The sequence below is a fragment of the Rhodobacter flavimaris genome, assembly GCF_021378075.1.
Lineage (GTDB): Bacteria > Pseudomonadota > Alphaproteobacteria > Rhodobacterales > Rhodobacteraceae > Rhodobacter > Rhodobacter flavimaris.
In genome coordinates this window covers 508596-534113 of sequence record NZ_JAJUOS010000001.1, presented here as the reverse complement: position 1 = coordinate 534113, position 25518 = coordinate 508596, and the positions used below count along the sequence as shown (strand labels likewise).

Genomic DNA, 25518 nt, shown 5'->3' with positions numbered 1-25518 from the left:
CATCCAACCGAGGAGACCCGTCATGACCGTCACCGTCTATTCTACCCCGACCTGCCCGGACTGCCGCACGCTTAAGGCCTGGCTTGGTCGCCTCGGCATCGCCTACGCCGAACGCGACCTGACCGATCTGGCGATCATGGACGAGGCCAAACGCCGCTTCGGCGTGCGCATCGCCCCGATCGCGGAGATCGGCGACTGGTTCACCTTCGGCACGTTCGAGGACATCAAGCCCCGCATTGAGGCCCGCCTGAAGGAGGTGGGGATATGGCCGAAATGACCTTCGACCCGCCGCGCGTCGACACCGGACGCCAGCCTCTCCTTCTCGGCACGTTCGGCCACACCGTCAACGATGCCTACACCGCCTTCCTGCCGGCGCTCCTGCCGACTTTCCATCGTCACCTGGGGCTTGACGAGGCAACGCTCGCCGGCCTCGTGGCACTCTTCGGCCTTTCTGCTTCGCTGCCCGGGCCGCTGCTTGGACGGCTCTCGGACCGGTTCGGTGAGGTCCCGGTGACCGCGGCGAGCGTGCTATTCAGCTCTGTGCTGCTCAGCCTTTTGGTCGTCGTGCCAAGCGCATCGCTCCTCTTCGCATTGGTTGCCGTCGCCGGGTTGGGGTCCGCCGCGATCCATCCCGCAGGCTCCATGCTGGTGCGGCGAGGCGCCCGGCGGCCCGAGTTCGCCGTTGCCCTGTTTTCCGCGGGCGGCATGCTCGGCTATGCAGCCGGCCCGGGCCTGATCGCCGTCGCGCGCGACATTGCCGGCCCTGCGCTGCCAGTCGTCCTGATCCTGCCCGGCCTCGTTGCCGCGGCTGCGATCCTTGCCTTCGCGCCGCGCAATGCGGACAGTTCGGTCCGCCCGGTCGCGGCCGCGCCGCGCTTCGACATACGGCTGGTCTTCGGGCCTGTCGGCCTGATCACGCTCGCCACCGCTTCTGCCTTTCTGCCGGCCACAGCGGTCCTGAACGGCCTGCCGCTGTACCTGATGGAACGGCACGGTCTGCCCGAGACCGATCCCGCTATCGCCGGTATGCTCAGCACGTTCTCGCTCGCGGCGGCGGCCGGCGGCATCGGCATCGGGTTTCTCGCCGGACGCCTGCCGCGGACCTGGCTGCTCGCCGGGGTGATGTCCGCCGGTATGCCAGCCTTCCTTGCGTTGCTCTGGCTCGCCCCGGGAACGGCAGGCTTCATGGTTTCGCTAGCCGCCGCAGGCGCGCTTAGCTACGCCGCCACGCCCATCCTGGTCGTCGCCGCGCAGGACCTCGCGCCACAAGCGGGAGCCACCGCCGCCGGCATGGTCTTCGGCCTAGGCTTCGCTCTGGCGGGCCTGCTCTACTTCGGTGTCGGCGCGCTGCAAGCGCAGATCGGGGTCGGCGCCGCGCTGTCGATCGCCTTCGTTGCGCCGATCGTCTCCGCGATCCTGTCCGTCGTGGTCCTGCGCCGCGCTCCGGCCGCTTTGCCAGCCCCGCTCATCGAAAGCCTCTGCGCGTGCGCCGCCGCAAGCGGCACCGGAATCGTCACCTGCGCTCCTTCGTGCGCCCTTTCCTGTAATGGAGTATCGAGAAATGCATGACGTTACCCTTCTCAACATCGGCCGGACCATTTCGGTGCCGGACGGCCACACGATCCTCTCGGCCGCTCTGGCCGAAGGCATCGACTACCCGCACGGCTGCAAGTCCGGCCGTTGCGGAAATTGCAAGTCGCGCCTCGCAAGCGGCAAGGTTGAACTTCTCGATCATTCGCGCTTCGCGTTGCCCCCCGAGGAACGCGACGCCGGCCTGATCCTGCCCTGCCGCGCTGTGCCGAAGGGTACGGTGAGCCTGGCGTGGCTGGAGGATGAGCACGCCGTCAGCCACCCCATCCGCGAAATGTCGGCGGAAGTCGTCGGCACCGAGATTCTCACGCACGATATCCTGCGCCTGCGGCTCCGGGTGGACGGCGCACCGCTGCTGATCGCGCCCGGCCAATACGCGACACTCAAGCTGCCGGGCGTGCCTGCACGCGACTACTCGATGGCGAACCCGCCGGGTGCCGACGTGCTGGAGTTCCACGTCCGGCGCGTGCCCGATGGGCGAACCTCGACGGCAATCCATGGCCGACTGCGAGTTGGAGATCGCCTCCGCATCGCTGGCCCCCGCGGCTCGGCGCATTTGCGGACCGGGCATACTGGTCCGATCCTCGCCGTGGCCGGCGGCTCCGGTCTGGCGCCGATCCTGTCGATCCTGGAAAGCGCTTTGTCTCAGGGCATGCGCCAGCCCATCCGCGTCTATGTCGGAGGGCGGGACGAGCGCGATCTTTATGGTCTCGACCAACTGGCCGCCCTCGCGGCACAGCATGGCAACATGACCGTGACGCCCGTACTGTCGGCTCCGTCGGCGCCTACAGACAGGCGCACCGGATTTCTGCATGCCGCCGTCCGCGCGGACCTGCAGGATCTGGACGGCTGGAAGGTCTATACCGCCGGACCTCCGGTGATGATCGACGCCTTGACGGAAGTCGTTCTGGCGTCCGGTCTTCAGCCGGCTGATCTGCACGCCGACGTGTTCTTTACGCCCGAGAATGCAGCCGGGGTCAGAGACGTCGGAGCCGCCAGTTAAGACGCAGGAAGAGCGACGTGCGACGACGGAGGTATCCTCGTGGCACGTCGTCTCTTGGTCATGACTTTGAGCCGTCCGGGCGCTTACTGGAAGTGCGCGCCTTATGTCGGCTAGTCGGCGAGCAGGTTAACCTCGTAGGTCTCCAGAGTCTGCTCGCCTTGAAGGAACCCCGCGGCATCGATCTCGCTGACGGTCCGGGTGCAGGAGGCGGATCTTGCGAGTGCCGCTGCCAACTCCGCATCACGCCAAAGGGTCAGCACCACACAGTCCTCACCGCGGTGCATCATGGCGACACCAAGAAATCCGGGCTGCTGACGGAACATCGGCAGCGAGATCTCTCTGGCGAACGCCTCTTATTCGAGGGTGCGCAGCTCGTCGACACGTGTTGTCCAAATCCTTCCGATCATGGTCTTCCCTCCGGGGATTGAAAATCGACTGCCAGCGTCCTGACCGAGGGCGGGCCCAATGCCTGACAACCATCAGCCGGCTACGGCAAAGCTTCGGCGCGGGGCCTTCTTGCGCCCCGGCTTGGGTGTCGCTTCATCCTCGGTGCTCAGGCCGGTCAGGATCGGGCAGTCGGGTCGGCTGTCGCCATGGCAGTGAAGAGCCAGGTGCTGCAGCGTGCCGATCATCTCATCAAGCTCCCGCCGACGCTGCTCCAGTTCGCGAACGTGGTCGAGGGCCAGCGCTTTCACATCCGCGCTGGCGCGGCTTCCGTCCTGCCAGAGATCCAGAAGGGAAGCGATCTGCTTAACCTGGAACCCGAGATCGCGGGCCCGCCGCACGAAACGAAGCATCGCGATGTTCTTTTCCGAGTAGACGCGGTAGCCCGAATAGGCCCGTAGTGCCGGTCTGACGAGACCGATCTCTTCGTAGTAGCGCAGCATCTTTACCGAGATGCCGGTTGCTTTCGAGGCTTCACCAATATTCATCGCGTGGCTCCCTTCTAGTCCCGGGATGTCGGGATCGAATCCTTTCTGCACCTTCCCATCATTGGAGGGTCAACAGGATTTTCGTGCAACAGTCCTTGCACGGGCCTCTGAGATTTCATCCTCAGCGGTCAAAGAAACGGTGGCTGCTCTTTCCGCTCCATGGCCATTACTGCCGCCCCTTCCACGTCGAGGGAAGCGATCGGCTTTCGTCGTTGACAGGGGCTGTTTTGATCGTGGCAAATCATGCGAGCCACGTAGACACACTGTCAATTTTGCGCGCACTTCCCGCCTCGTTGCGCGGTCGAACGGCAGTCGCCGCGGCGGCGGACTATTTCTTTGCTAGTCCGATGCTGGGAAGGCTCGCCTCGATGGCGCTGAATGCTTTTGCATTTTCGCGCTCCGGAAATGTGGCGGCCAGCTTTGGGCACTGCGGCGAACTGGCTGACAAAGGATGGTCCATATTGATCTATCCAGAAGGCTCGCGATCACCCAACGGAAGCCTCCAGCCGTTTAAGAGCGGGATCGGACTGCTGGCCGTCGGCCTCGATCTATCGGTCGTTCCGGTTGGAGTGACCGGCGGCCATGACGTTCTGCCCAAAGGTGCGCGTTGGCCGCGTCATGCTCCCGGGGCGGTCAGCTTCGGCGAGGCATTCCGCGTTGACCCAGTATGGCCTCTCGAACGTATCGTTGAAGAAGCGCGAGCGAGGGTTCCCACTTTCGCCGCAGAAGGTCGAGGATCTGCTGCACGAGCGGGGCATCGATGTCTGCCATGAGACAGTCCGATTTTGGTGGAATCGGTTTAGACCGATGTTCGCCTCGGAGATCAGAATACGTCGGATAGAGGGGATGAAATCGAGCGGCTGGAAATGGCATCTCGACGAGATCTTTGTGAAGATCAACGGCGAGCGCCACTACCTGTGCCGCGACGTCGACCATAAGCCGACAAATAGGGCCCGACCGTGAATTCTCGCATCTGGACCGAAACTGAGATGGGCAGGGGTTCGTCTGACCCCATCGGCTGTTAAGTTGGAAGTGCGGTCGCGCCAGTTTCCAGTCGGAGGATTTTACCGTCTTTGAGCGAGTATGCGGACAGAACTGCCTCGCGCGTGCCATCCGGGTAGTCGTTGATGGAATGCAAGACCAAGATATCGCCGTTCTCGTAGACACACCGACGTTGCCCCATATTAGCGCCACCCGAAGACATCATCCTTTCGAGCATCGCGACCGTCTCGGACTTGTTCATCTGGGTGCCGTTCTGATGCCGAACAAAGACAAAGTTCTCGGCCAGCAGCTCGGCGTAGGCATTCGCGTCGCGCTCCTCTGTCGCTTTGGCGACCTTTTCGAACATAGACATGCGTTTCTCCCTTGTTGTCTTGGACGGTCTTTGCGGCCCGTCCGTTCGATTCCGACTAAGTGTTTGGTGCGATGTTGTGATTTACCCGGAACAGGTTATCGGGATCGTACCTGGCCTTGACCTGTCCGAGTTTCGTCATGTTTGCTCCGTAAACCCCTGCGACGCGATCTGCCTCATCGTCGGGCATGAAGTTGATGTAGGCGCTCCCGGTAGCGTAGGGCGCCATCTCATTGAACAACTCGCGCGCCCAACCAATGCACGCAGCGTCGCCCGAGGGGTTTTGCCAGCGCGTATGCACGTTCATGATGAAGTGCGACGCCCGCTCTGGATAGGCAGTGCTCTCTGTGGGGACGCGTGCCATTGCGCCGCCGACATGCGCGATGAACACCTCGCAATTCGGGTCGGGTAAGGTTTCGATGGCGCTCAGTAGCGTTGTAACGGCCTCTTCTGGCAGTCCCTTGAAGTCATGGCTTTTCCAGTAGTTGCGCATTCCTGGCGTCAGCAAAGGATCAAAGGCGGACTGCCAGCCGATATAAGGCGTCGGGCCGATCACATCGGCAATTGGCTCTCCCAGAGCGCGCAACCCGGCTAGCGCCCCTTCGCCTTTGGCAAGATCGCCAGCGTAGCAGGCGGCAAAGACAAGAACAGGGCGACCATGCCATTCTTCGGGCAGGAACGGCAGGGGTGGGGCTTTCCTAAGCACCACCCAGACCGTTAACTCGTCTGGGGCCGTGTCGGCGATCTTACGGTAAGCCTGCAGCAGGTCAGGTGCCGCCTCGATCGGGTGAACTATTAGGCCGGACAGGACCTCCGAGCCGATGTCGTGAACTTCGAACTCAAATGAGGTGACGACTCCGAAGTTGCCGCCTCCACCCCGGATGGCCCAGAAAAGGTCTGCGTTCTCATCCTCGCTTGCGATCAGTATCTTGCCATCTGCCGTCACGATATCGACCGAGATCAGGTTGTCGATGGTCATGCCATACTTGCGCGTGAGCCATCCAAAGCCGCCGCCAAGCGTGAGCCCGGAGATCCCGGTGGTCGAATTGATCCCGACAGGAAGTGCGAGCCCGTGGACCTGCGTTTCGCGATCGATATCTCCCAAGGTCGCCCCTGGCTCGACCCGAACCGTTTTCTCTGCCCTGTTCACGCGGACCGAGTTCATGTGCGACAGGTCAAGGAGAAGCGCGTCCTCGGCGACCGCGTGCCCGGCGATCTGATGGCCCCCGGAGCGGACGGCAATCAAGAGGCCATTTTCCCGAGCAAAATTGACCGCTTTCTGAACGTCGGAAGTTCCCTTTGCGCGGATCACGATTCCCGGCTTGCGGTCCACCATCGCATTCCAGAGTGATCGGCCCTCGTCGTACTCGGGGCTTCCGTCGGTAAACACGCCTCCGCGCAGTGCGGAAGCCAAGGCCGCAACCGCGGCTTCATCGACTGTCTGAATTGTTCCTTGGAGTGATTTTAACATAGTCATGGCTTAGCTCCTCCCGGTTAGTTTTCGGGGTTTCTTGCCATGGCATTGCCATTGTCGCGGTATTCTCCGCCTGCTCCAATATAGCGCAATCGGCGACAAGCTGCGACTTGCCATTTAGGCCATGGGCCTTGGTGCCGATTTTCAGGGGGCAGAAGAGGAGATCAGGCCATGAATGGCAGCAGGGCGCCCAGATCATGGCTCAGGTTTAGCAGGCAGCGTTCCTGATCGGTATCATCGGAAGAGATGAACTCGATGAAGCGCGCATTCTGAAGGTTGAACAGCGCCCAGCCGAGATGGGTCGAGTTCACAGCCTCAGGCACCCGACCTTCGTCTTTGAGCCTCTCGATTTCGGCAATCAGTGTCGAGGCAAGTCGGTTGTCGAGTTCGTGGTACAATTTGCCAAAGCGCGGCTCCACTCCGCAGATCGAAGCCGATATCACCTGCCGCCAGATCGCCTTGTCGAGGTGTGTCTGCGTGTGTTCGCAGATCAGGGTGAAAAATCTCTCGATCAGGTCGGTGAGATTGTCAGCTTTACCCACAAGGGTTGCGTCGAATGTTGCTAGGAGTTCCCGGTCGCTTTCGGCCACGAGCGCCAGCAATACGCCCGACTTGGTTCCGTAGTAATTGTGGACCGTTACGCTGGATACCCCGGCGATTTCGGCAATGCCTTCAATGGTGATCTTTTCAAGACCGGACTTGATGAAGAGGCTTTTGGCGGCCGCGATGATGCGGGCCTTGCGGTCTTCCTTTTGCCGTTCGCGGAGGCTGGTGGGCTGTTGTGCTGACATGCCTGGCATCATTTCGTCCCTCGGAGAGAAATGCAATCAAAATTTAACGATGCAAAATTTTTAGTAGACTAAAAGTTTTTGCGGCGTATGGTTTGTGCAAGTCACCACCACTCACCTCACCACCACTCACGAATCGAAGAACAAGACAAAGATCGTCAGGGAGCCCACAGATGAAGAAACTGACCGTTGCGCTTGCCACCGCTGTACTGGGCGCGGGTGCTGCCAGCGCCGCCGAAACCATTAATGTCGGGATGTGCGTGTCGTGGCCCGGCTACGCCATGCTTGAAGTGGCCAAGCAAAAGAACTTGCTGCCGGGCTACGAGCTGAACATTACCAATTTCGAGGACCCGCTCGGCGGCCATGCCGCTTTGGCTGCAGGGCAAATAGACGTCTACGGCTGCACGGCGGATTATGTGCCGGTCGCGGTCGATGCGGGCCTGAACGAGGTCAATGTTGCCTATCTCAACCCGTCCTATGGTGTGGATCACGTGATCCTTGCTGCCGGAATGGAGACCGAGATGCTCAAGGGCAAGAAGGTCGCCGCGCCGCAGGCCTATATCGGTCAGTTGCTGATGGGGCTCTGGCTCGATCGGCAGGGGATTGCGCCCGATGATGTCACGTGGGTCAACCTCAATGCCGACGAGGCCGTGGGGCCTATGCTCTCGGGTGATCTCTCCGCCGCCTATATGTACGAGCCGTGGATTTTGAAAGTTCTCGAAGCGGCGCCGGGGGCGAAATCCGTGGTGAACACGACGGACCCGGACATGCTCAAGACCGGGATATTCATGGACTCTCTCTACATGAACAAGGACTTCATTGCCTCGCGGCGCGATGCGGCGCTGGCCGTACTTAAGGCCGAATGGGAAGCGCGCGGCTACTGGCACGACAATGTCGCAGAGACGAACGCGTTGATGGCGGACTACCTGCAATGGCCTGTCGACGACATCAACGCGGTGATCGGGACCGATGGCAAGAGCCTTGATGGTGGCATCTATATGTTCGACTTCGACGAATCCGCGCGCACCTGCGGCGTTCTCGAAGGCGAGCCGCCCTTTGGTCTGCCGAATGGCTCGATGGCTGGTTCGGTGGCGCTAACCAACGAGTGGTGGATCAAGCTTGGCCTGATGAAGAACACCATCGACCCGGCACAGGGGATTGATTGCAGTCTGATGGGCGACCTTGTTGCGCAGGGCTATCGTCAGTCCTTCGCGGCCAACTGATCCGGAAAGTCTTGCCCCGCGCCCGTAGGCGCGGGGATGCCACGGAGGTAAGCATGTCGAATGCCCCCGCGGGGCGAAAGCCCCGCCTGATGCAGGTGCGCGTGCCCGTTTCGCGCAGGCAGGGCCTGATCTCGGCTTTCGGAATCTGGTTCCTGTTTTTTGGCGTCTGGATTCTAGCGTCCAGTCTCGGCTGGGTGAACCCGATCCTCGTGCCGCCGCCCGGGCAGGTCTTTGCGACTATCATCCGGCTCTTTGCTGAGCAGGATTTTGGCAGCGATGTTATGATCTCGATTTTCCGCGTGCTCATTGCATTTGCCCTGGCCTGTGCGGTCGCCGTGCCGCTTGGCGTGGCGATGGGGGCCTTCCCGGCTATCAACGCGGTGATTGCGCCCTTCGTCTCGGCCTGGCGATACCTGCCAGCGCCGTCGTTCATTCCGATCCTGCTGATGTGGTTTGGCACGGGTGAGACGCCCAAACTGGCACTGCTCTTCTTGGGCGTGATCTTCTTTTTGGTAACGCTTATCGCTGATCATACCCGAGAGGTCCGAAAGGAGCTCATCGAAACTGCAATGACCTTGGGCGCCAACCGCTGGGTCACAGTGTTCCAGGTGATGTTGCCCGCAGTGCTTCCCAATATCCTGATCGCGATGCGGCAGATGCTTGCCGTGGTGTGGACCTATCTCGTCATTGCCGAGATCGTGGCCTCCACGACGGGGATCGGTGCAATGATGATGCGGGCGCGCCGTTTTCTGCACACCGATGAAATCCTTGCGGGGATTATCGTGATCGGCGCCTTGGGGATGGCCTTCGATGTTGGCTTTGCCTACCTGCACCGCCGTCTCTTCCCCTATCTGGAGGAAAAGCGCTGATGTCCCAAGATCTGCTCAAGATCCGCAATGTCTCCAAGGTGTTCAGCCTGCCAAAAGGCGGTGAGTTGACGGCTGTGGACGATGTCTCGTTCACGGTCGAAAAAGGATCGATCTGCGTCTTGCTCGGGCCATCGGGAAGCGGGAAATCCACCATCCTGCGCATGGTCGCCGGGCTGGAGTCTCGAACCGAAGGCGCTGTGCTCCTCAACGACACCCCGATCGAGGGGCCGGGGCGCGAACGCGGCATGGTATTTCAGGCATATAGCTCGTTCGACTGGATGTCGGTGGGCAAGAACGTCGAGTTCGGCATGAAGATCAACGGTGTGCCCGCAGACGAACGGCGTGCGCGGGCCGAGCGTTTCATTGGCCTTGTCGGGCTTTCGAAGTTCATCGATACCTATCCGTCTCGGCTGTCGGGCGGAATGCGTCAGCGGGTGGCGATTGCGCGCACGCTGGCCAATGAGCCCGAAGTGTTGCTGATGGACGAGCCCTTTGGCGCACTCGATGCCGAGACCCGCTGGCAGATGCAGGAATTGATGATCGACGTTGCCGAAGCCTCGGGAACAACGATGATTATCGTCACCCATGACATCGAGGAGGCCATTTTCTTGGCCGACAAGATCGTCTTCTTGTCTAGCCATCCGGGCCGCGTGAAGGAAGAAATCACGCCCTTATTCAAGCCCGGTCGGCTGCGCAACAAGGAGGATGTGATTGCGCTGCCCGGCTATAGTGAACTGGAGCGCAAGATCATGCGGATGATGCGCGAGGAGGGGCACAAGTGAACGCCATCGACTTTACCGGCCGCACCGTTGTCATCACCGGCTCCAGCCGCGGCATCGGGCTTGGGATCGCAGAAGGGTTTAGCAGGGCCGGGGCACGATTGCACCTGATCGCCAACGATACCGCCGTTCATGATCGGGCGGCTGCGCTTGGCGCGACTTCGGCCGAGGCAGATATTTCGATCAAGGCCGACGTGGTTGACGCCTTGAAAGGTCTCGAACGCATCGATGTGCTCATCAACAATGCCGGACTGGAACTGATGACGCCGGTCACCGACAGTTCGGACACGGTGAGCGATGCGTTCCGCCGCGTGATCGACATAAATGTAACAGGGACCGCGCTCGTGACCGCTGCGGCGCTGGACCGAATGCCCCGGGGCGGTGCCATCGTGAACACCGCCTCGATCTGGGCGCGCGTCGCCGAGCCCGGGTTTGGCGCTTATGTCGCCTCAAAGCATGCGATTATCGGGCTGACCAAAACCTGGGCGCGTGAGCTTGGTCCGCGTGGAATTCGGGTCAATGCGATATGCCCCGGTTGGGTGCGAACCGAAGCCTCAATGCGTTCGCTCGGCCGCATCGCGGCGGATGCCGGGCGTGATGAAGCCGAACTGCTGAATGAAATCGTGGCGGGGCAGGCGTTGCCGGGCCTGATGGAGCCGCCGGATATGGCCGCAACCTACCTTTTTCTGGCCTCTGCTCTTGCGGCCAATATTACCGGCCAATCGCTTGGCGTCGATCGCGGAGAAGTCCCATGGTAAAGCCACTTTCCGGCAAGCGCGCGCTGGTGACCGGAGCCGCAAGCGGCATAGGTCGTGCCTGCGCGCTTGCCCTGCGCGAGGCCGGTGCCGAGGTGCTCGGCCTAGATCTGCGAGCCTCGGACGAGCCCTTTCCGGTGTTGGCTTGTGATCTGGCCGATGAGGCGCAGATTGTCGCGGCGGTGTCGGAAGCCGCGCGGCGCATGGGAGCCATCGATATCCTCGTAAATAATGCGGGCATATTGGAGGAGGCGCCGCTCGGGAGCCTCAGCGCCGCACATATTGACCGGATGTTCGCCATCAACGTGCGCGGTGCGATGCTGGTGGCGCGCGAAGTGCTTCCGCATCTGCCCGAGGGTGGAAGGATCATCAATATCGTGTCGGAACTCGCTTATCTGGGGCGCGCGGAGGCATCGGTCTATGTGGCCACGAAGGCTGCGATGCTTGGGGCGACGCGGTCCTGGGCGCGGGAACTTGCGCCAAAGATACTTGTGAACGCTGTTGCGCCGGGGCCGACCGACACACCGCTGTTGGGGTTCGAGAACCTCACAGCTCGCCAGAAAGCCGAGGAAACGGCCAACCCGCTTGGCCGCATCGGGCGCCCCGAAGAGGTGGCAGCCGCAGTGGTGTTTCTTGCTGGCCCGGGCGCCACGCTTTTTACCGGACAATGCCTTGGCGCCAATGGCGGCGCGGCCATGAACTGATGGATCTTTAATGACTGAAACCGTTTTCTATGCCGAACTCGCCTGGCCTGATGTCGAGGCCCGGATTGCGGACGGAGCCCCTGTGTTCCTGCCCCTAGGCGCGACCGAACAGCACGGGCGACACATGGCGCTCAACGTCGATGTGGTTTTGCCGACGGCCATAGCGGCCCGGGCGGCGGCCGAGGTTGGCGGGCTCGTCCTGCCTACGGTCGCCTATGGCAATCGCTCTCAGCCCAAGACGGGCGGGGGTCCCGGCTTCCCGGGCACGCTGAACCTGTCGGCGCATACCTTCTCGCTGATCGTGCGCGACGTGATCTGCGAACTGTTTCGCCAGAACGTGCGCCGTATCGTTACTGTCAACGGCCACTATGAAAACATCGGTCCGACCATCGAGGGGATCGAGCTTGCGCTGGACGCCATCGGGCGAGCGAATACGGATGGCCTTGTCATTCTGCGGATCGATCACTGGGAAATGGTGCAGGGGGCGACGCTCGACCGGATTTTCCCCGATGGTTATCCCGGAATCGAGCTTGAACATGCCTCGGTGCTCGAGACGTCGATGATGATGGCGCTGAGGCCCGAACTCGTCGATCTCGACAAGGCCAGCCACGATGGCCCAGCTGCTTTCCTTCCCTATGACCGCTATCCGAAACCCTGCTCCGAGATACCGCCCTCGGGCGTGCTTTCGCTAACGGAAGGGTCGTCGGCAGAGAAGGGGGAGTGGCTTCTGGCTGACTGCACGGCGGGCATCGTTGCCGCCATCAATCGCGAATTCAACTAAAGGCCAGCGAGATGACGACCTATCACAAACCCATCGATGCCGCCGAAGTGCCACGCTTTGCCGGCCATTCGACTTTCATGCGCCTTCCCGCGGTCGCCTCTGCAGAGGGGCTGGATATCGCGCTGGTCGGTATTCCGTGGGATGGCGGAACGACCAACCGCGCGGGAGCCCGCCATGGCCCGCGCGAGGTGCGTAATCTTTCGTCGCTGATGCGGAGCGCCCACCATGTGTCGGGTGTCGCGCCCTTCGAGATCGCCAATATCGCCGACGTCGGTGACCTCTCGGTCAATCCGATCGACCTGATGGACGGGATCGCCCGGATTCAGCGGGGCATGGAGGAGATCGTAGCGACGGGTGCATTGCCGCTGTCGGTCGGTGGCGATCATCTGACTACGCTTCCCGTGCTGCGGGCCGTTTCGCGCGGCAGGACGTTGGGGATGATCCATTTCGACGCCCATTCGGACACCAACGACAGTTACTTCGGCGGGAACAAATACACGCATGGAACGCCTTTCCGCCGCGCCATAGAGGAAGGCGTTCTTGACCCGAAGCGCGTGGTGCAGATCGGTATTCGCGGCTCGGTTTATGAACCCGGAGAGCACGATTGGGCAAAGGCGCAGGGCATTCGCATCATTTACATGGAAGAGTTTGTGCGGCGCGGGCCGGAGGATGTGATCGCCGAAGCCTGCGAGATCGTCGGCATGCAAGAGACCTATATCACTTTCGATGTGGACTCGATTGATCCGTCTATGGCGCCTGGCACCGGTACGCCCGAGGTCGGCGGCTTCACGACCCGCGAAGCGCAGCAGATGCTACGCTTGTTGGGGGCCGTGAATATCGTCGGGGCCGATGTTGTCGAAGTGGCTCCGCCATTCGACATTGGCGGTATGACCGCGCTCGTCGGTGCTACGATGATGTTCGAGTTGATGTGCGTGATGGCCGCGCAGGCCGAGCGCCGCCGAAAGCGCTGAGCGCGCACGGGATCCGCGGCGTCCTTCTCTGGATATTCGTGGTTTGCGCGTTGCTCTGGCGTTGCGCGGCCAGATCGACGCAAGCGGAACACGCGTGACAAAAGCCTGGTCGACACGCCAAGCTTCGTGAACGCAACAAGGAGGGGAAATGGACCAGCAATTGGCCAAATATCCGAGCCTGAAGGGCAGGACAGTCTTTGTAACCGGCGGGGCCTCTGGCATTGGGCGCGAGATCGTCTTGGCGTTTGCACGACAAGGGGCGAAAGTGGGCTTCGTGGATCTGGACAGGGCTGCCAGTGACCGGTTGGTTGCCGAGTGTCCCGATGTGGTGGCCGAGATCTGCGACTTGCGGGACATTGAGGCACTCAGAGGCGCTTTCGAAAGCCTGAAACGCAAGATCGGATCGGCTGAAGTTCTGGTGAACAATGCCGCGCGCGATGATCGCCACGCCTGGCAAGACGTGACGCCAGAGTATTGGGACGAACGTCAGAGCACGAACATCCGTCATCAGTTCTTCGCGATTCAGGCGGTCGCCCCCGATATGATTACAGCGGGGGCGGGCTCGATCATCAATCTAAGCTCGAACAGTTGGTATGAGTCCGTCGCCGGGTTTCCGGCATATGTGACGGCGAAATCCGCAGTACATGGGCTGACGCGTACGATGGCGCGGGAACTCGGAAAGCACCGTATCCGCGTCAATGCCGTTGTTCCGGGCTGGATCATGACCGAACGTCAGAAGGAGCTTTGGGCGACACCGGAGTCACTCGCGGCGCATAGGAACAAGCAATGCCTGCCCGATCTGATCGACCCGATTCACGTGGCGCGCATGGTTTTGTTCCTTGCTTCGGATGACGCAAAGATGTGCACGGCGGGCAGTTTCATGGTCGATGCAGGCTCAATCTGACGAGTGCTGTTTGGCCGATACAATGAGACCGGTCATATAGCAAAGATTAGGGCCTAGTGGAGGCTGCACTTTGGCCGGTGTTCACTCGTTGCCAATCGACGCCCCCGGAAATTCCTTGATACAGCTATGAAATCATTGGAATTGCGGCAATACTTCACGCTCGCTTCGTGCTTTCGCCAAGGGGCGTCGTAGATCTATGACCCGTGCGGGCATCAGGTCAGACACGAGATGAGCCGGCCCTCGTGCAATAGGTTCGGCGGAATGCTCACCGCCGAGATTTCGACGTGCAGAGTGGATGTGAAAGAAGACATTTGCTGCGTGTATCTCTGGAACCCATTTTGATGTATTCTCGGTTTATGATTTGACCTTGAACAGGGAGGCGCAGAGTTTTCCCTATGGCCTATTTCGATCTTGGCTCGTTTGGCCGTCGGTTCGGAGATACCTCGGCCGAAGCGCAGATCTGGTTCGACCGTGGATTGGTATGGCAATACGGCTTCAATCATGAAGAGGCCATCGCCTGTTTTGAGCGGGTGCTCAAGCTTGATCCTAGGCATGTGATGGCACGCTGGGGGATCGCCCACTGCCTTGGCCCAAACTATAATAAACTCTGGGAATTCTTCGAGCCCGACGAAAAGTCCGCCGCTCTCAAGCGTGCGCACGACCTTCTGGCCGAGGCCCGCGATCTGCCAGCCAGCGAGGTGGAGCAAGCCCTTGTTGCTGCCCTGATCGCGCGCTTTCCCACCGATCCCGAGATCGAAGACTATGGGCCTTGGAACGACGGGTTCGCCGAGGCGATGCGCCCGGTTTATCAGAGATTTCCCGACGATCTTGATGTGACCGCGATTTTTGTTGAAGCGCTGATGAATCGCACGCCTTGGGCGCTTTGGGATACGCTTCTGGGGCAACCGGCAAAAGGAGCATCGACAGTAGAGGCGCGGACAGCGCTGGAGCGCGCTTTTGTTCAGCACCCTGCCGCTTGGGGTCACCCCGGGCTGCTTCACTTCTATATCCACCTGATGGAGATGTCTCCTACGCCCGAAAAGGCGCTACCGCATGGCGATCGACTTGTGGATCTCGTGCCCGATTCAGGCCATCTGGTACATATGGCAAGCCATATTGATGTGCTCTGCGGCGACTATCACAACGTCGTTGCGCGAAATCGGGCGGCGGCATGCGTTGACCGCGCCTATTTCGATTATGCTGGTGGGCAGAATTTCTACACCGTTTATCGGATTCACAATCTGCATTTCCAGATTTACGGCGCAATGTTTCTAGGCCGCCCGTCTGACGCGTTCGAGGGGGCGAGGGCCTTGGTGAACACTTTGCCAGAGCCGGTGGTCCGCTACCTTCCCGAACTGTTCGAGGCCTTCGTGCCGATGCGCCTGCACGTCTTGATCCGCTTTGGGCGCTGGTCCTGCATTCTAAAAGAGCCATTCCCCGAAGATGCCGAACTCTATTCATTCAGCACGGCATTGCTGCATTATGCGCGCACGGTGGCACTCGCCAATCTCAAGCGTCACGCTGAGGCTGAGGAAAGCGCGCTGCTGTTTGCCCGGGCCCGTGACGCGGTTCAGCCGGATCGGATGATGTTCAATAACCCCTGCAGTGAGGTTCTGAAGGTCGCCGAGGCGATGATGCTGGGTGAGCTGCATTACAAGTCAGGGAGTGTGGCCGTGGGGCTCGATCATCTGCGTCGGGCGGTGAGCCTTGATGATGGCCTGCTCTATGATGAGCCTTGGGGCTGGATGCAGCCCACACGCCATGCCTTGGGTGCACTCTTGATGGATGCGGGGCAGTTCGAAGAGGCCGAAGCGGTCTATCGGGCCGACCTCGGTCTTGACGAAACGCTGCCGCGCCCCTGTCGGCATCCGCGCAACGTTTGGAGTTTGCACGGCTTGCAGGAATGTCTTTCCAAGCGGGGCGAAGCGGTTGAAAATGTTCACGTGCGGCAGCTTCTGGATCAGGCCCTGGCGCGTGCAGAAGTTACCATCACCGCGTCGTGCGCCTGCCGATCCGCGTCATCGTGCTGCTCGGATGGTCTTGTCAGACAAACCTGACTTGAGGCGGGGCAGGGTGCCGGCTAGCGTGTGCCCATGACCAAACTCAGCCCTTTCAAGTGGTTCAAAACCAGCCCCGAGATCATCCGCTTGGCCGTGATGATGTACGTTCGGTTCCCGCTTTCGCTTCGCAATGTCGAGGACCTTCTGCACGAGGAGGGATCGACATCAGCCACGAAACGGTGCGGTTCTGGTGGCACCGTTTCGGTCCGATGTTCGCCTCCGAAATCCGTAAGCGTCGCACTGAGGGGATGAAATCGAGCTACTGGAGATGGCATCTCGACGAGATGTTTGTGAAGATCAACGGCGAGCGCCACTATCCTTGGCGGGCCATTGTTCACGAAGGCGAGGTGCTCGAAAGCTTCGTGACCAAGAGGCGGGACAAGAAGGCTGCACTGAAATTTCTTAGAAAAACGATGAGGAAGCATGGCCGCACCGATGTCTTTGTGACGGACATGCTTTGCTCCTATGGCGCCGCAATGAAGGATCTTGGTGTCGCGGATCGGCAGGAAACGGGTCGCTGGTTGAACAACCGAGCGAAGAATTCGCACCTTGCATTTCGACGAAGTGAGCGCGCGATGCCCCGCTTCCGTCGCATGCGGAGCCTCCAGAAATTCGTCGTCATCCACGCATCGGTTTTGAACCACTTCCACCAGGAACGGAACCTCTCCAGCCGATCCCTTTTCAAGGCCAACCGAGCCACCGCTCTTGCCGAGTGGCGCGATCTCAGCGCGGCATAAGGGACAGCTTTACTGCCCGTGTGTAGACCGGTTCGAATTAGTCTGGCTGCACCACTGGTTCGAATTAGCCTGTCGGCTCCGGCTTATGGGTTAGAGTCAGATGCTGGCATCGTCGCGAATTTGACCGAAGTCTGTGAGGAGATTAAAGCGTATGGCCGCCCATCTGGGCGGCCATGAGGAACCAATCGCGTCAAACCAGATCGCGGGCGGCCGAATGGCGCAAACTCTGATCAAAACTCTTTCTTGAGCGCGCGATCGACAGAGAAATACCCCCCGCCAAAGGCTGCGATCAGTGCGGCGCCAGCCGCCCAGAAGAGCGAAGCATAGATGGCTTTTTCCTGAATACGCGCGCCAAACTGAATGCCGCCATCTTTGAGGAGTGCTGCCTGGGCCCCCGGCGTGAGCAGATCGGGGTTCGCCGTCAAGTAGCTGATCCCTTCGGGCGTCAGGAAGGGCTCGGGATATGGGTGCGCCATGTGGAACCAGAGGGTGATCAGCAGCATGACCGCGTTCGCAAGAGCGATCGGTCGGGTCAGGAAGCCGACAGCGATCAACATGCCGCCGAAGAATTGCATGGCCGCCAAGAGCGGCGACCAAAACCAACCCGGATACATGCCGAGCGACTCGACAAAACCGGATTGAGCGAGCGGCGCGACGATCTTGGGCCAACCCGCGACCACAAGGCTGAGTCCGACCACGACCCGAAACCCGAGCCAGCCAACCGGCTCGGCAAATTTTTCGTAGACCGGGGAAAGAAACGGCATAACCAGCCGTTCACGCGATGGCAGGAAGATTTCACTCATTTGTCTATCTCCTATAACTACGCCTGAGTATTGCGCGCAGTGTACGCCTTCGCTGGTGCAGCATAAGTTCCTTTTTCAGCACAGATTCTGTGCGCAAACGGCTGGCAGCTTGTTGATTTGGATCATTTTCGCTGCGGTGATGCCCCCCGTTTCTAATTGCTGTGCTCCCATATTTCAGGATCCTTTTTTGAGAACTCTGTCCCCAAAGAGCGGTCCGGATGTGCGCACTAAATCGTTCCAGCGACGGGTCCGGGAAGGTTGCGAATAGATCAATTGTTGGCCGGTGTTGGCTTGTCTTGATGACCGAACGCTTATGGGGAGCATCGCTGATGAAACAGGGGCCGGATCGGATCGGTCTGCCAAAAAAGCCCCACAGATCGGTGTCGGCGAAACGCTGTGCGGAGGTCGTTATGGCCCTCTCAATCTTGCGTCGTTGCGGCAAGCGTCTATGCTTCGCTTGAGGGTATCCGATGGCAAACAATTCTTCGCGTGATCTCACGCAGAACCTAGAGTCTTGGAGACTGAGCGATCTCTTGCCGACGGGCGAGGGCGCCGACGACGTATGGTTTGACGTTCTTTCGGCGGTTGACCGTACTTACGCCGACCTGGTCGACTACCAGGAGCGATTGGAACGGCAAAACCATGAACTGGAAGATTTGCGGTCTTTCCTAGGTTCAATCCTGGCCTCTGTGTCCGATGTGCTGATCGTGGTCTCTCGTTCCGGGACCGTGCTTGAGACCTCTGCCTCTGTTGCCAGAATTACCGGAAAGCCTCTGTGGGAATGGCATACGAAGCCCTTGGCCGCGATGTTCACGACTGAGGATGTCGAGGCCCTCGACCGCGCATTGGCCGATGCGACGAACGCGCGCGCGACGGTGACCATCGAGGCGTCGCTGCTAGGTCCCGACGAACCCGCGCCGCTGGAGCTGTCGATTAGCCCGCGTATGGACGATCGCGGACGTGTTGCAGGTTATGTCTTAACCGGGCGCCCCTTGGGGGAACTGCGCAAGGCCTATTCGGCGCTGGCGAAAGGGCATGAAGAACTGAAGGCGGCGCAGGCTCAACTTGTGCGCAACGAGAAACTTGCATCTCTTGGCCGGCTTCTGGCGGGGGTCGCGCATGAGCTCAACAACCCGATCAGTTTCGTTTACGCGAATGCTCACGCGCTTGAGCGCTATGCCAGCAAGTTCGAGGCCTATTTTCAGAAAGTTCAGGCCGGGGCAGAGCGGGAAGAACTGATCGCCCTGCGCGAAGAGCTCAAACTTGACCGCGAAATCCGCAACCTGCGCGAAGCGGTTCACGGCGCGCGCGAGGGTGCCGAAAGGGTGCGTGATATCGTCGAGGATTTGCGGCGGCTGTCGGCCGATGGCTCGGGCGAGATGGTTGTTTTCGATCTGGTCGACGTGGCCCAGGTCGCGGCGAACTGGGTCATTCGGGGGGCGCGCAAGTCGGTCTCGGTGCAGTTCACGGGGCTACCATCGCTGCGCGTTCAGGGGCGGCCCGGTCATATCCAGCAGATCGTCATGAACCTCGTGCAGAATGCCTTCGATGCGTTGGAGGGCAGGGAGGATGCCCGGATCGAGATCGGCGCCGAGGTTGTCGATGGCCGGGGGCATCTTTATGTGCGCGACAACGGTCCCGGTGTGCCGGAGGATGTCGCGCAGGCCATTTTCGACCCGTTTTTCACGACAAAACCTGTCGGGCGTGGCACCGGTCTTGGCCTGTCGATCAGCCACAAGATCGCCGAAGAACACGGCGGGCGGCTACGGCTTTGCCCGCAGGAGAGTCACGGTGCCTGTTTTCGAATTGATCTTGCGCTGGCAGAGGGGGCTGCATGAACGTCTTGTGGCTGCAAGCTGCCGGCTGTGGCGGATGCACGATGTCGCTTCTGTGCGCCGAAGATCCCGATGCGTTTGAAACCCTGGGTGGCGCGGGCGTGAAGTTCCTGTGGCACCCTTCGCTTTCGGTTGAGACCGGAACTGAGGTGCTTGCCATTCTTGATGCTGTTGCACGCGGTGAGATCGCGCTTGATGTGTTGGCTGTCGAGGGTTCGGTCGCGCGCGGACCCCGAGGGACGGGGCGTTTCCAGATGCTGGCCGGGACAGGGCGTTCGATGCTCGACTGGGTCCGCACCCTGGCGCCACTTGCGCAGAACGTTATCGCCGTAGGAACCTGCGCGGCCTATGGCGGGGTCACCTCGGCCGGAGGTAATCCGTCGGATGCCGTGGGCGTGCAGTATGAAGGCGCGCATTCCGGTGGCGCCTTGCCTGCGGATTTCCGTGCGCGCTCGGGGTTGCCGGTGATCAACGTTGCGGGGTGTCCGACGCATCCGGGCTGGGTCATCGAAACCCTACTCTTGCTCAAATCCGGAGCGTTCGAAACGAGTGATCTCGATGTGCTGGGGCGTCCGCTGTTCTATGCGCAGCACCTCGTCCACCATGGTTGCCCCAAGAACGAATTCTATGAATACAAGGCTTCGGCGGTCGAGTTGTCAGAGATCGGTTGCATGATGGAGCATCTGGGCTGCGTGGGCACCCAGGCGGTTGGCGATTGCAATATCCGGCCGTGGAACGGCGAGGGCAGCTGCACACGCGGCGGCTATCCCTGCATCAACTGCACCGGCCCCGAGTTCGAGGAACCCCGTCACCCGTTCACCGAAACGCCCAAGATCGCCGGAATTCCTGTAGGCTTGCCTACGGACATGCCAAAGGCGTGGTTCATGGCGCTGGCCTCCTTGTCCAAGGCGGCCACACCGCCGCGCATAGCGCGTAACGCGGTCGCTTCGCGCGTCGAGGTGCCACCAACAATCCGCAAGCCCAGGGGCGGCGCATGACCGATACTCCGCGTCTGGTCGTCGGACCGTTCAATCGCGTCGAGGGCGATCTTGAGGTGCATATCGAGGTCAACGACGGAATGGTCGCTTCCGCTCGGGTGAACGCGCCTTTGTATCGCGGGTTTGAACGTATGCTTGAGGGCAAGGATCCGCGCGACGCGCTTACGATCACCCCGAGGATCTGCGGGATTTGCTCGATCTCGCAATCGGTGGCGGCAGCCCGGGCGCTCGGGGCGGCTATGGGCATCTCCCCGACCCCGCAGGGGGGCGCAATGGCCGCGCTTATCCACGCGGTCGAGAATGTCTCAGACCACTTGACCCATTTCAACCTGTTCTTCATGCCCGATTTCGCGCGTCCCGTTTATGCGGGCAGGTCTTGGCACGGGCGGGCAGTCGAGCGTTTTACGGCTATCGAGGGCTCTGCCGTGCGCCAGAGCGTCGAGGCGCGGGCGAAGCTGATGCACATTCTTGGTCTTATGGCGGGCAAGTGGCCCCACACCCTCGCCATTCAGCCTGGGGGTGTCACCCGCGCGCCGGGGCCGCGCGACAAGATCCGTATCGAGACCAGCCTTCGCGCATTCCGTGGCTATCTTGAGCGCGTGCTCTTTGGGGCGCCACTTGAGGAATTCATCGCGCTTGAGACCCCCGAGGCGCTTGTGCGTTGGGGCCGGGGCGATATCGGGCTGTTTCTAGAGATCGCCCAGGATCTGTCCCTGGAGAGTCTTGGGGCGGGATCTGGCCGCTACATGAGCTTTGGCGCCTATCCCCTGGAAAATGGGCATGGATTCGCCTCCGGGATATGGGAAGGGGGGATTGCGCCCCTGCAGACAACCGGGATTACCGAAGATCTGTCGCATGCCTGGATGCTGGGTGAGACCGCGCATCCGATGGTGGGGATGACACGCCCCGATGAGGTGATGCGCGACGCGGCCTATAGCTGGTGCAAGGCGCCGCGTCTTGATGGAAGGCCGATCGAGGTCGGCGCGCTTGCGCGGCAGATTATCGACGGTCACCCGCTGGCACGGTCATTCGACGGTGCTGGTGTGCTGGGGCGTGTCGCGGGCCGATTGCTGGAAATTGCCCGAACGCAACTCTTCATGGAACAGATCGCCCGAGATATCGACCCGGCCGCTCGCTACATGGTGCAAGGCAAGCTGCCCGAGCATGGACAGGGCGTGGGCCTGGTGGAAGCGGCGCGTGGTGCGCTTGGCCATTGGGTCCGTATCGAGCGGGGCAGGATCGCGTCCTACCAGATAATCGCGCCGACCACCTGGAACTTCAGTCCCCGCGATGCGCAAGGCACACCGGGACCGTTGGAGGCCGCGTTGGTCGGCGCGCCGGTCGGCCAGGGCGAGACCTCTCCGATTTCCGTCCAGCACATCGTGCGCAGCTTCGATCCCTGCATGGTTTGCACGGTTCACTAGGGGCTGGCGGTGCGCGGGGTCGAGATCAGGGTGCGTGGTCAGGTGCAGGGAGTGGGATTTCGCCCCTTCATCTGGCGCCTTGCACGCGCTCGCGGATATTTGGGCCATGTGCTGAATGATCCGGAAGGCGTGCTAATCCGAGTTCTGGGCGATGTCGGGGATTTTTCGCAGACCATCCGCGCCGAGGCGCCGCCGCTGGCACGGGTCGATGCGGTTGAGGTATCTAATTACCGTTTTGCAACCGCGCCCGATGGCTTCGAAATCGTAGCCTCGCAAGGTAAGGGCGCGGAAACGCGCGTCACCCCGGATGCCGCGACCTGCCCGGACTGTCTGGCCGAAATCGAGGGGGATGGTCGCCGGCGCCATTACGCCTTCACCAACTGCACTCATTGCGGGCCACGCTTTACCATCCTCAACGCGCTGCCATACGATAGGGCGCAGACAACGATGGCGCCCTTTGAAATGTGCGCCGCCTGCCGCGCAGAATACGAAGATCCTGCCGACCGACGGTTTCATGCGCAGCCCATTGCCTGCCCTGACTGCGGCCCCAGGGTCTGGCTCGAGGAACCGACAGGCGAGATCCGCGAAGCGGCGAACGTTGGAGAGGTGCTGAAGCAGGGCGGCATCGTGGCCGTAAAGGGCCTTGGCGGTTTTCACCTCGCGTGCGATGCGACGAACGCCGAAGCCATTGAGAAGTTGCGGCTCCGCAAGCGGCGGCCGGGCAAGCCATTTGCCCTGATGGCTGACCTTGAGACCATTCGGCATCATGCCGAAGTTTCCAAGGCTGACGAGGAACTGCTGTGCGATGCCTCGGCTCCGATCGTGGTCTTGCGCAAGTCGGGCTTGGCTTTGCCCGATGGATTGGCGCCCGGTCAGGACACGCTTGGCTGGATGCTGCCCTATACCCCGCTGCATCATTTGCTGTTGCGCGAATGGGCGCGGGGGCCGCTTGTCATGACCTCGGGCAATCTGTCGGGCGAGCCTCAGGTGATCGACAATGAAGAGGCGCGGCAGAAGCTCGCGCCCTTTGTCGACGCCTATCTCATGCACGACCGGGACATCGCGCGCCGACTTGACGACTCGGTCCTTCGCTCCGAGCCGCGCATGGTGCTGCGCCGCGCGCGGGGGCGGGTGCCGGGCACAATAGCGCTGCCGCCGGGGTTCGGGGATGCGCCGCAGATTCTGGCCCTGGGGGGGCAGATGAAAGGCGCGATCTGCCTGATCAAGAACGGTCAGGCGCTCTTGTCGCATCATCTTGGCGATCTTGACGACGCCTTGTGCTTAGACGAGTTCCACAAGGCAATCGACGACTACCGCGCGCTGTTCGACCATCGGACAGCATTGGTTGCCGTCGATGCCCATCCCGGATACCGGGCGTCACAGGCGGGGCACGCGATGGGATTACCTGTAACCGAGGTCTGTCATCATCACGGGCATCTGGCGGCCTGTCTTGCCGAAAACGGGTGGCCTGCGGATGGAGGCCCGGTTGCCGGGATCATCCTTGATGGAACCGGGCTGGGGGATGACGGGACGGTCTGGGGCGGAGAGCTGCTCTTGGGCGATTACGCGGGATATGAGCGTGTGAGCCATCTCTCTCCGGTACCTATGGTCGGTGGCGACCGCGCGGCGCGCGAGCCTTGGCGCAATGCGCTGATGCGGCTTGATGCAGCAGGCTGCGCAGAGTTTTCGGACCGACAATTTGCCACCTTCCCGGTTGCCGCGCTTCGCTCGGCGGCGAAGGCAGGCGTGAATGCGTCGATGTCGTCCTCTGCCGGACGCCTGTTCGATGCGGTCGCCGCAATCCTCGGCATTTGCGTGGCTTCGCAAAGCTACGAGGGCGAGGCGGCCATGCTTCTTGAAGCGCTCGCTCAAGGTGGCGCGCACGAGGCTGGTCTGCCGCAGGGGGCGGATGGCGTGATCGATCCCTCTGCGATGGTCCAGACGCTTGTCGCAGGGCTGCAAGAGGGGCTACCCGTGGCTGATCTGGCCTATGCCTTTCACGACTGGCTCGCCACGGCATTTGCGAGCCGCGCGAAAGCCTTGGTGCTCGCAGGAAAGGCTAGTGCCGTTGCTCTGTCGGGCGGGTGTTTCCAGAATGCGTTGTTACATCGGCTTACCGTGGCAAAGCTGGAAGGCATCCCCGTCCTGACCCACCGGGAAACCCCGGCGAATGACGGCGGCCTAGCCTTAGGGCAGGCACTGATTGCGGCGGTGCGGCAGAATCCCGGTATACCGTCGTATCCGGTAAGTGGCTGACCGTTTGGGGCGGCTGCTGGTTACCACCTTGCCGCGCGAAAACCAGACATATGCCGTTTACCAATTGAAATCGCTTCATAATTGCAGCTGACGGATTTGCGGTAATTCTCATACTTTGAGCGTCCTCCTCCTGTCATCTCTGAAAGACAACGCGCGCGCCTGCTTTCGCGGATCGCGTCCGAGTACCGGAGAGGGAGGGACACCTTGTCGAAGATCGAAACCTTTTACGACGTGATGCGGCGTCAGGGGATCACCCGGCGCAGCTTCATGAAATACTGCTCGCTAACGGCCGCAGCACTTGGGCTTGGCCCAGCCTATGTGCCCAAGATCGCCGAAGCGATGGAGACGAAGCCGCGCACCCCGGTGATCTGGGTCCACGGGCTTGAGTGCACGTGCTGTTCGGAAAGCTTCATCCGCTCGGCGCATCCGCTAGCCAAGGATGTTGTGCTGTCGATGATCTCGCTTGATTATGACGACACACTGATGGCGGCGGCGGGGCATCAGGCCGAGGCCGCGCTGGCCGATACGATCGAGAAATACAAGGGCAACTACATCCTTGCGGTCGAGGGTAACCCACCGCTGAACGAGGATGGAATGTATTGCATCGTCGGCGGCAAGCCGTTTGTCGAGCAGTTGCGCGAGGCCGCCAAGCACGCCAAGGCGATCATCAGCTGGGGCGCGTGTGCGTCCTACGGGTGCGTTCAGGCGGCGGCGCCGAACCCCACGCGCGCAACGCCGGTGCACAAGGTCATCACCGACAAGCCGATCATCAAGGTTCCCGGCTGCCCGCCGATCGCCGAGGTCATGACCGGTGTCATCACCTATATGCTGACCTTCGACCGCATGCCCGAACTTGACCGTCAGGGCCGCCCGGCGATGTTCTATTCGCAGCGCATCCACGACAAATGCTACCGCCGCCCGCATTTCGACGCTGGCCAGTTCGTCGAGCATTGGGACGACGAGAATGCGCGCAAGGGCTATTGCCTCTACAAGATGGGCTGCAAGGGGCCGACCACCTACAACGCCTGCTCGACGGTGCGCTGGAACGAGGGCGTAAGCTTCCCGATCCAGTCCGGCCATGGCTGCATCGGCTGTTCCGAGGACGGATTCTGGGATCAGGGCTCGTTCTATGACCGCCTGACCAACATCAAGCAATTCGGGATCGAGGCGAATGCCGACAAGGTCGGCATGACCGCGGCGGGCGTCGTTGGCGGCGCCGTGGCGGTGCATGCCGCGGTCTCTGCGCTCAAGCGCGCCCAGAAGAAGAACGAGGAGGCATAA

The 25518-nt window shown here is 61.2% G+C and carries 24 protein-coding genes and 2 pseudogenes; 20 read left to right on the top strand and 6 right to left on the bottom strand.

The window, feature by feature from the left end:
• The first annotated feature begins 22 nt into the window (after window positions 1-22).
• From LZA78_RS02640 to LZA78_RS02630, 3 genes are read left to right on the top strand one after another with little or no spacing between them, the layout of a single operon-like run.
• Entirely contained in the window at window positions 23-277 is a 255-nt protein-coding gene (locus tag LZA78_RS02640; RefSeq protein WP_233675391.1) for a glutaredoxin family protein, read from the top strand.
• On the top strand, window positions 265-1569 hold the full coding sequence (locus tag LZA78_RS02635; protein ID WP_233675390.1) for an MFS transporter: 1305 nt from the start codon (window positions 265-267) through the stop codon (window positions 1567-1569). Before LZA78_RS02640 ends, LZA78_RS02635 begins: the two co-directional genes overlap by 13 nt.
• The gene (locus tag LZA78_RS02630; protein WP_233675389.1) at window positions 1562-2593 is read left to right on the top strand and encodes a 2Fe-2S iron-sulfur cluster-binding protein; all 1032 of its coding nucleotides are present in this window, start codon (window positions 1562-1564) and stop codon (window positions 2591-2593) included. The genes LZA78_RS02635 and LZA78_RS02630 overlap by 8 nt, the downstream gene beginning before the upstream one ends.
• Before the next feature lie 110 nt (window positions 2594-2703).
• Here the strand turns inward: LZA78_RS02630 and LZA78_RS02625 are convergent, their stop codons facing one another.
• Together LZA78_RS02625 and cueR are read right to left on the bottom strand one after the other, a co-directional pair.
• The gene (locus LZA78_RS02625) at window positions 2704-2916 is read right to left on the bottom strand and encodes a hypothetical protein (protein ID WP_233675388.1); all 213 of its coding nucleotides are present in this window, start codon (window positions 2914-2916) and stop codon (window positions 2704-2706) included.
• Between the two features lie 156 nt (window positions 2917-3072).
• Complete coding sequence (cueR, locus tag LZA78_RS02620) at window positions 3073-3525, bottom strand: Cu(I)-responsive transcriptional regulator (RefSeq protein ID WP_233675387.1); 453 nt, start codon at window positions 3523-3525, stop codon at window positions 3073-3075.
• A gap of 83 nt (window positions 3526-3608) precedes the next feature.
• Here cueR and LZA78_RS17885 point away from each other — a divergent pair, with 83 nt between their 5' ends.
• On the top strand, window positions 3609-4298 hold the full coding sequence (locus LZA78_RS17885) for a lysophospholipid acyltransferase family protein (protein ID WP_368861009.1): 690 nt from the start codon (window positions 3609-3611) through the stop codon (window positions 4296-4298).
• Window positions 4234-4464, top strand: a pseudogene (locus tag LZA78_RS02615) (DDE-type integrase/transposase/recombinase); the annotation flags it as partial. The gene LZA78_RS17885 and the pseudogene LZA78_RS02615, both read left to right, overlap by 65 nt.
• An 82-nt stretch (window positions 4465-4546) precedes the next feature.
• Here the strand turns inward: LZA78_RS02615 and LZA78_RS02610 are convergent.
• The 3 genes from LZA78_RS02610 to LZA78_RS02600 form a co-directional block, all read right to left on the bottom strand.
• The gene (locus LZA78_RS02610) at window positions 4547-4879 is read right to left on the bottom strand and encodes a DUF4440 domain-containing protein (RefSeq protein WP_233675386.1); all 333 of its coding nucleotides are present in this window, start codon (window positions 4877-4879) and stop codon (window positions 4547-4549) included.
• Window positions 4880-4934: 55 nt separating this feature from the next.
• Window positions 4935-6353, bottom strand: coding sequence for an FAD-binding oxidoreductase (locus tag LZA78_RS02605; RefSeq protein ID WP_233675385.1), 1419 nt, complete (start codon window positions 6351-6353; stop codon window positions 4935-4937).
• 161 nt (window positions 6354-6514) lie between these two features.
• Window positions 6515-7141, bottom strand: coding sequence for a TetR/AcrR family transcriptional regulator (locus LZA78_RS02600; protein WP_233675384.1), 627 nt, complete (start codon window positions 7139-7141; stop codon window positions 6515-6517).
• A gap of 170 nt (window positions 7142-7311) precedes the next feature.
• On the opposite strand from LZA78_RS02600, the gene LZA78_RS02595 reads away from it, so the two are divergent.
• The 10 genes and pseudogenes from LZA78_RS02595 (at window position 7312) to LZA78_RS02550 (ending at window position 16921) form a co-directional block, all read left to right on the top strand.
• Complete coding sequence (locus LZA78_RS02595) at window positions 7312-8361, top strand: ABC transporter substrate-binding protein (protein WP_233675383.1); 1050 nt, start codon at window positions 7312-7314, stop codon at window positions 8359-8361.
• A gap of 53 nt (window positions 8362-8414) precedes the next feature.
• Window positions 8415-9230 (top strand): ABC transporter permease, encoded by an 816-nt coding sequence (locus LZA78_RS02590; protein WP_233675382.1) that lies wholly within the window; start codon window positions 8415-8417, stop codon window positions 9228-9230.
• Window positions 9230-10012: an ABC transporter ATP-binding protein gene (locus LZA78_RS02585; protein WP_233675381.1), complete on the top strand. Its 783-nt coding sequence runs from the start codon at window positions 9230-9232 to the stop codon at window positions 10010-10012. Before LZA78_RS02590 ends, LZA78_RS02585 begins: the two co-directional genes overlap by 1 nt.
• Window positions 10009-10767 carry an SDR family NAD(P)-dependent oxidoreductase gene (locus LZA78_RS02580; RefSeq protein ID WP_233675380.1) on the top strand — a complete coding sequence of 253 codons (759 nt, stop codon included), beginning with the start codon at window positions 10009-10011 and terminating at the stop codon, window positions 10765-10767. Before LZA78_RS02585 ends, LZA78_RS02580 begins: the two co-directional genes overlap by 4 nt.
• A complete protein-coding gene (locus LZA78_RS02575) occupies window positions 10761-11468 on the top strand; it encodes an SDR family NAD(P)-dependent oxidoreductase (RefSeq protein ID WP_233675379.1) in 708 nt (235 codons plus the stop codon). The genes LZA78_RS02580 and LZA78_RS02575 overlap by 7 nt, the downstream gene beginning before the upstream one ends.
• A 10-nt stretch (window positions 11469-11478) precedes the next feature.
• The gene (locus tag LZA78_RS02570; RefSeq protein WP_233675378.1) at window positions 11479-12249 is read left to right on the top strand and encodes a creatininase; all 771 of its coding nucleotides are present in this window, start codon (window positions 11479-11481) and stop codon (window positions 12247-12249) included.
• An 11-nt stretch (window positions 12250-12260) separates the two neighbouring features.
• Window positions 12261-13220 carry an agmatinase gene (speB, locus tag LZA78_RS02565; protein WP_233675377.1) on the top strand — a complete coding sequence of 320 codons (960 nt, stop codon included), beginning with the start codon at window positions 12261-12263 and terminating at the stop codon, window positions 13218-13220.
• 148 nt (window positions 13221-13368) lie between these two features.
• Entirely contained in the window at window positions 13369-14124 is a 756-nt protein-coding gene (locus tag LZA78_RS02560; RefSeq protein WP_233675376.1) for an SDR family NAD(P)-dependent oxidoreductase, read from the top strand.
• Window positions 14125-14519: 395 nt separating this feature from the next.
• Complete coding sequence (locus tag LZA78_RS02555) at window positions 14520-16181, top strand: tetratricopeptide repeat protein (RefSeq protein WP_233675375.1); 1662 nt, start codon at window positions 14520-14522, stop codon at window positions 16179-16181.
• A 36-nt stretch (window positions 16182-16217) separates the two neighbouring features.
• Window positions 16218-16921 (top strand): annotated as a pseudogene (locus LZA78_RS02550) (IS6 family transposase).
• Window positions 16922-17151: 230 nt separating this feature from the next.
• On the opposite strand, the gene LZA78_RS02545 reads toward LZA78_RS02550, so the two are convergent.
• Complete coding sequence (locus LZA78_RS02545) at window positions 17152-17724, bottom strand: DoxX family protein (RefSeq protein WP_233675374.1); 573 nt, start codon at window positions 17722-17724, stop codon at window positions 17152-17154.
• Between the two features lie 470 nt (window positions 17725-18194).
• On the opposite strand from LZA78_RS02545, the gene LZA78_RS02540 reads away from it, so the two are divergent.
• The 5 genes from LZA78_RS02540 (at window position 18195) to LZA78_RS02520 (ending at window position 25518) form a co-directional block, all read left to right on the top strand.
• Window positions 18195-19562, top strand: coding sequence for an ATP-binding protein (locus LZA78_RS02540; RefSeq protein ID WP_233675373.1), 1368 nt, complete (start codon window positions 18195-18197; stop codon window positions 19560-19562).
• Window positions 19559-20557, top strand: a complete 999-nt coding sequence (locus LZA78_RS02535; protein WP_233675372.1) for an NADH-quinone oxidoreductase subunit B family protein — start codon at window positions 19559-19561, stop codon at window positions 20555-20557. Before LZA78_RS02540 ends, LZA78_RS02535 begins: the two co-directional genes overlap by 4 nt.
• On the top strand, window positions 20554-21981 hold the full coding sequence (locus LZA78_RS02530) for a nickel-dependent hydrogenase large subunit (protein WP_233675371.1): 1428 nt from the start codon (window positions 20554-20556) through the stop codon (window positions 21979-21981). The genes LZA78_RS02535 and LZA78_RS02530 overlap by 4 nt, the downstream gene beginning before the upstream one ends.
• Window positions 21982-21990: 9 nt before the next feature.
• Complete coding sequence (gene hypF, locus LZA78_RS02525) at window positions 21991-24237, top strand: carbamoyltransferase HypF (RefSeq protein WP_233675370.1); 2247 nt, start codon at window positions 21991-21993, stop codon at window positions 24235-24237.
• Window positions 24238-24441: 204 nt separating this feature from the next.
• Window positions 24442-25518, top strand: coding sequence for a hydrogenase small subunit (locus LZA78_RS02520; RefSeq protein ID WP_233675369.1), 1077 nt, complete (start codon window positions 24442-24444; stop codon window positions 25516-25518).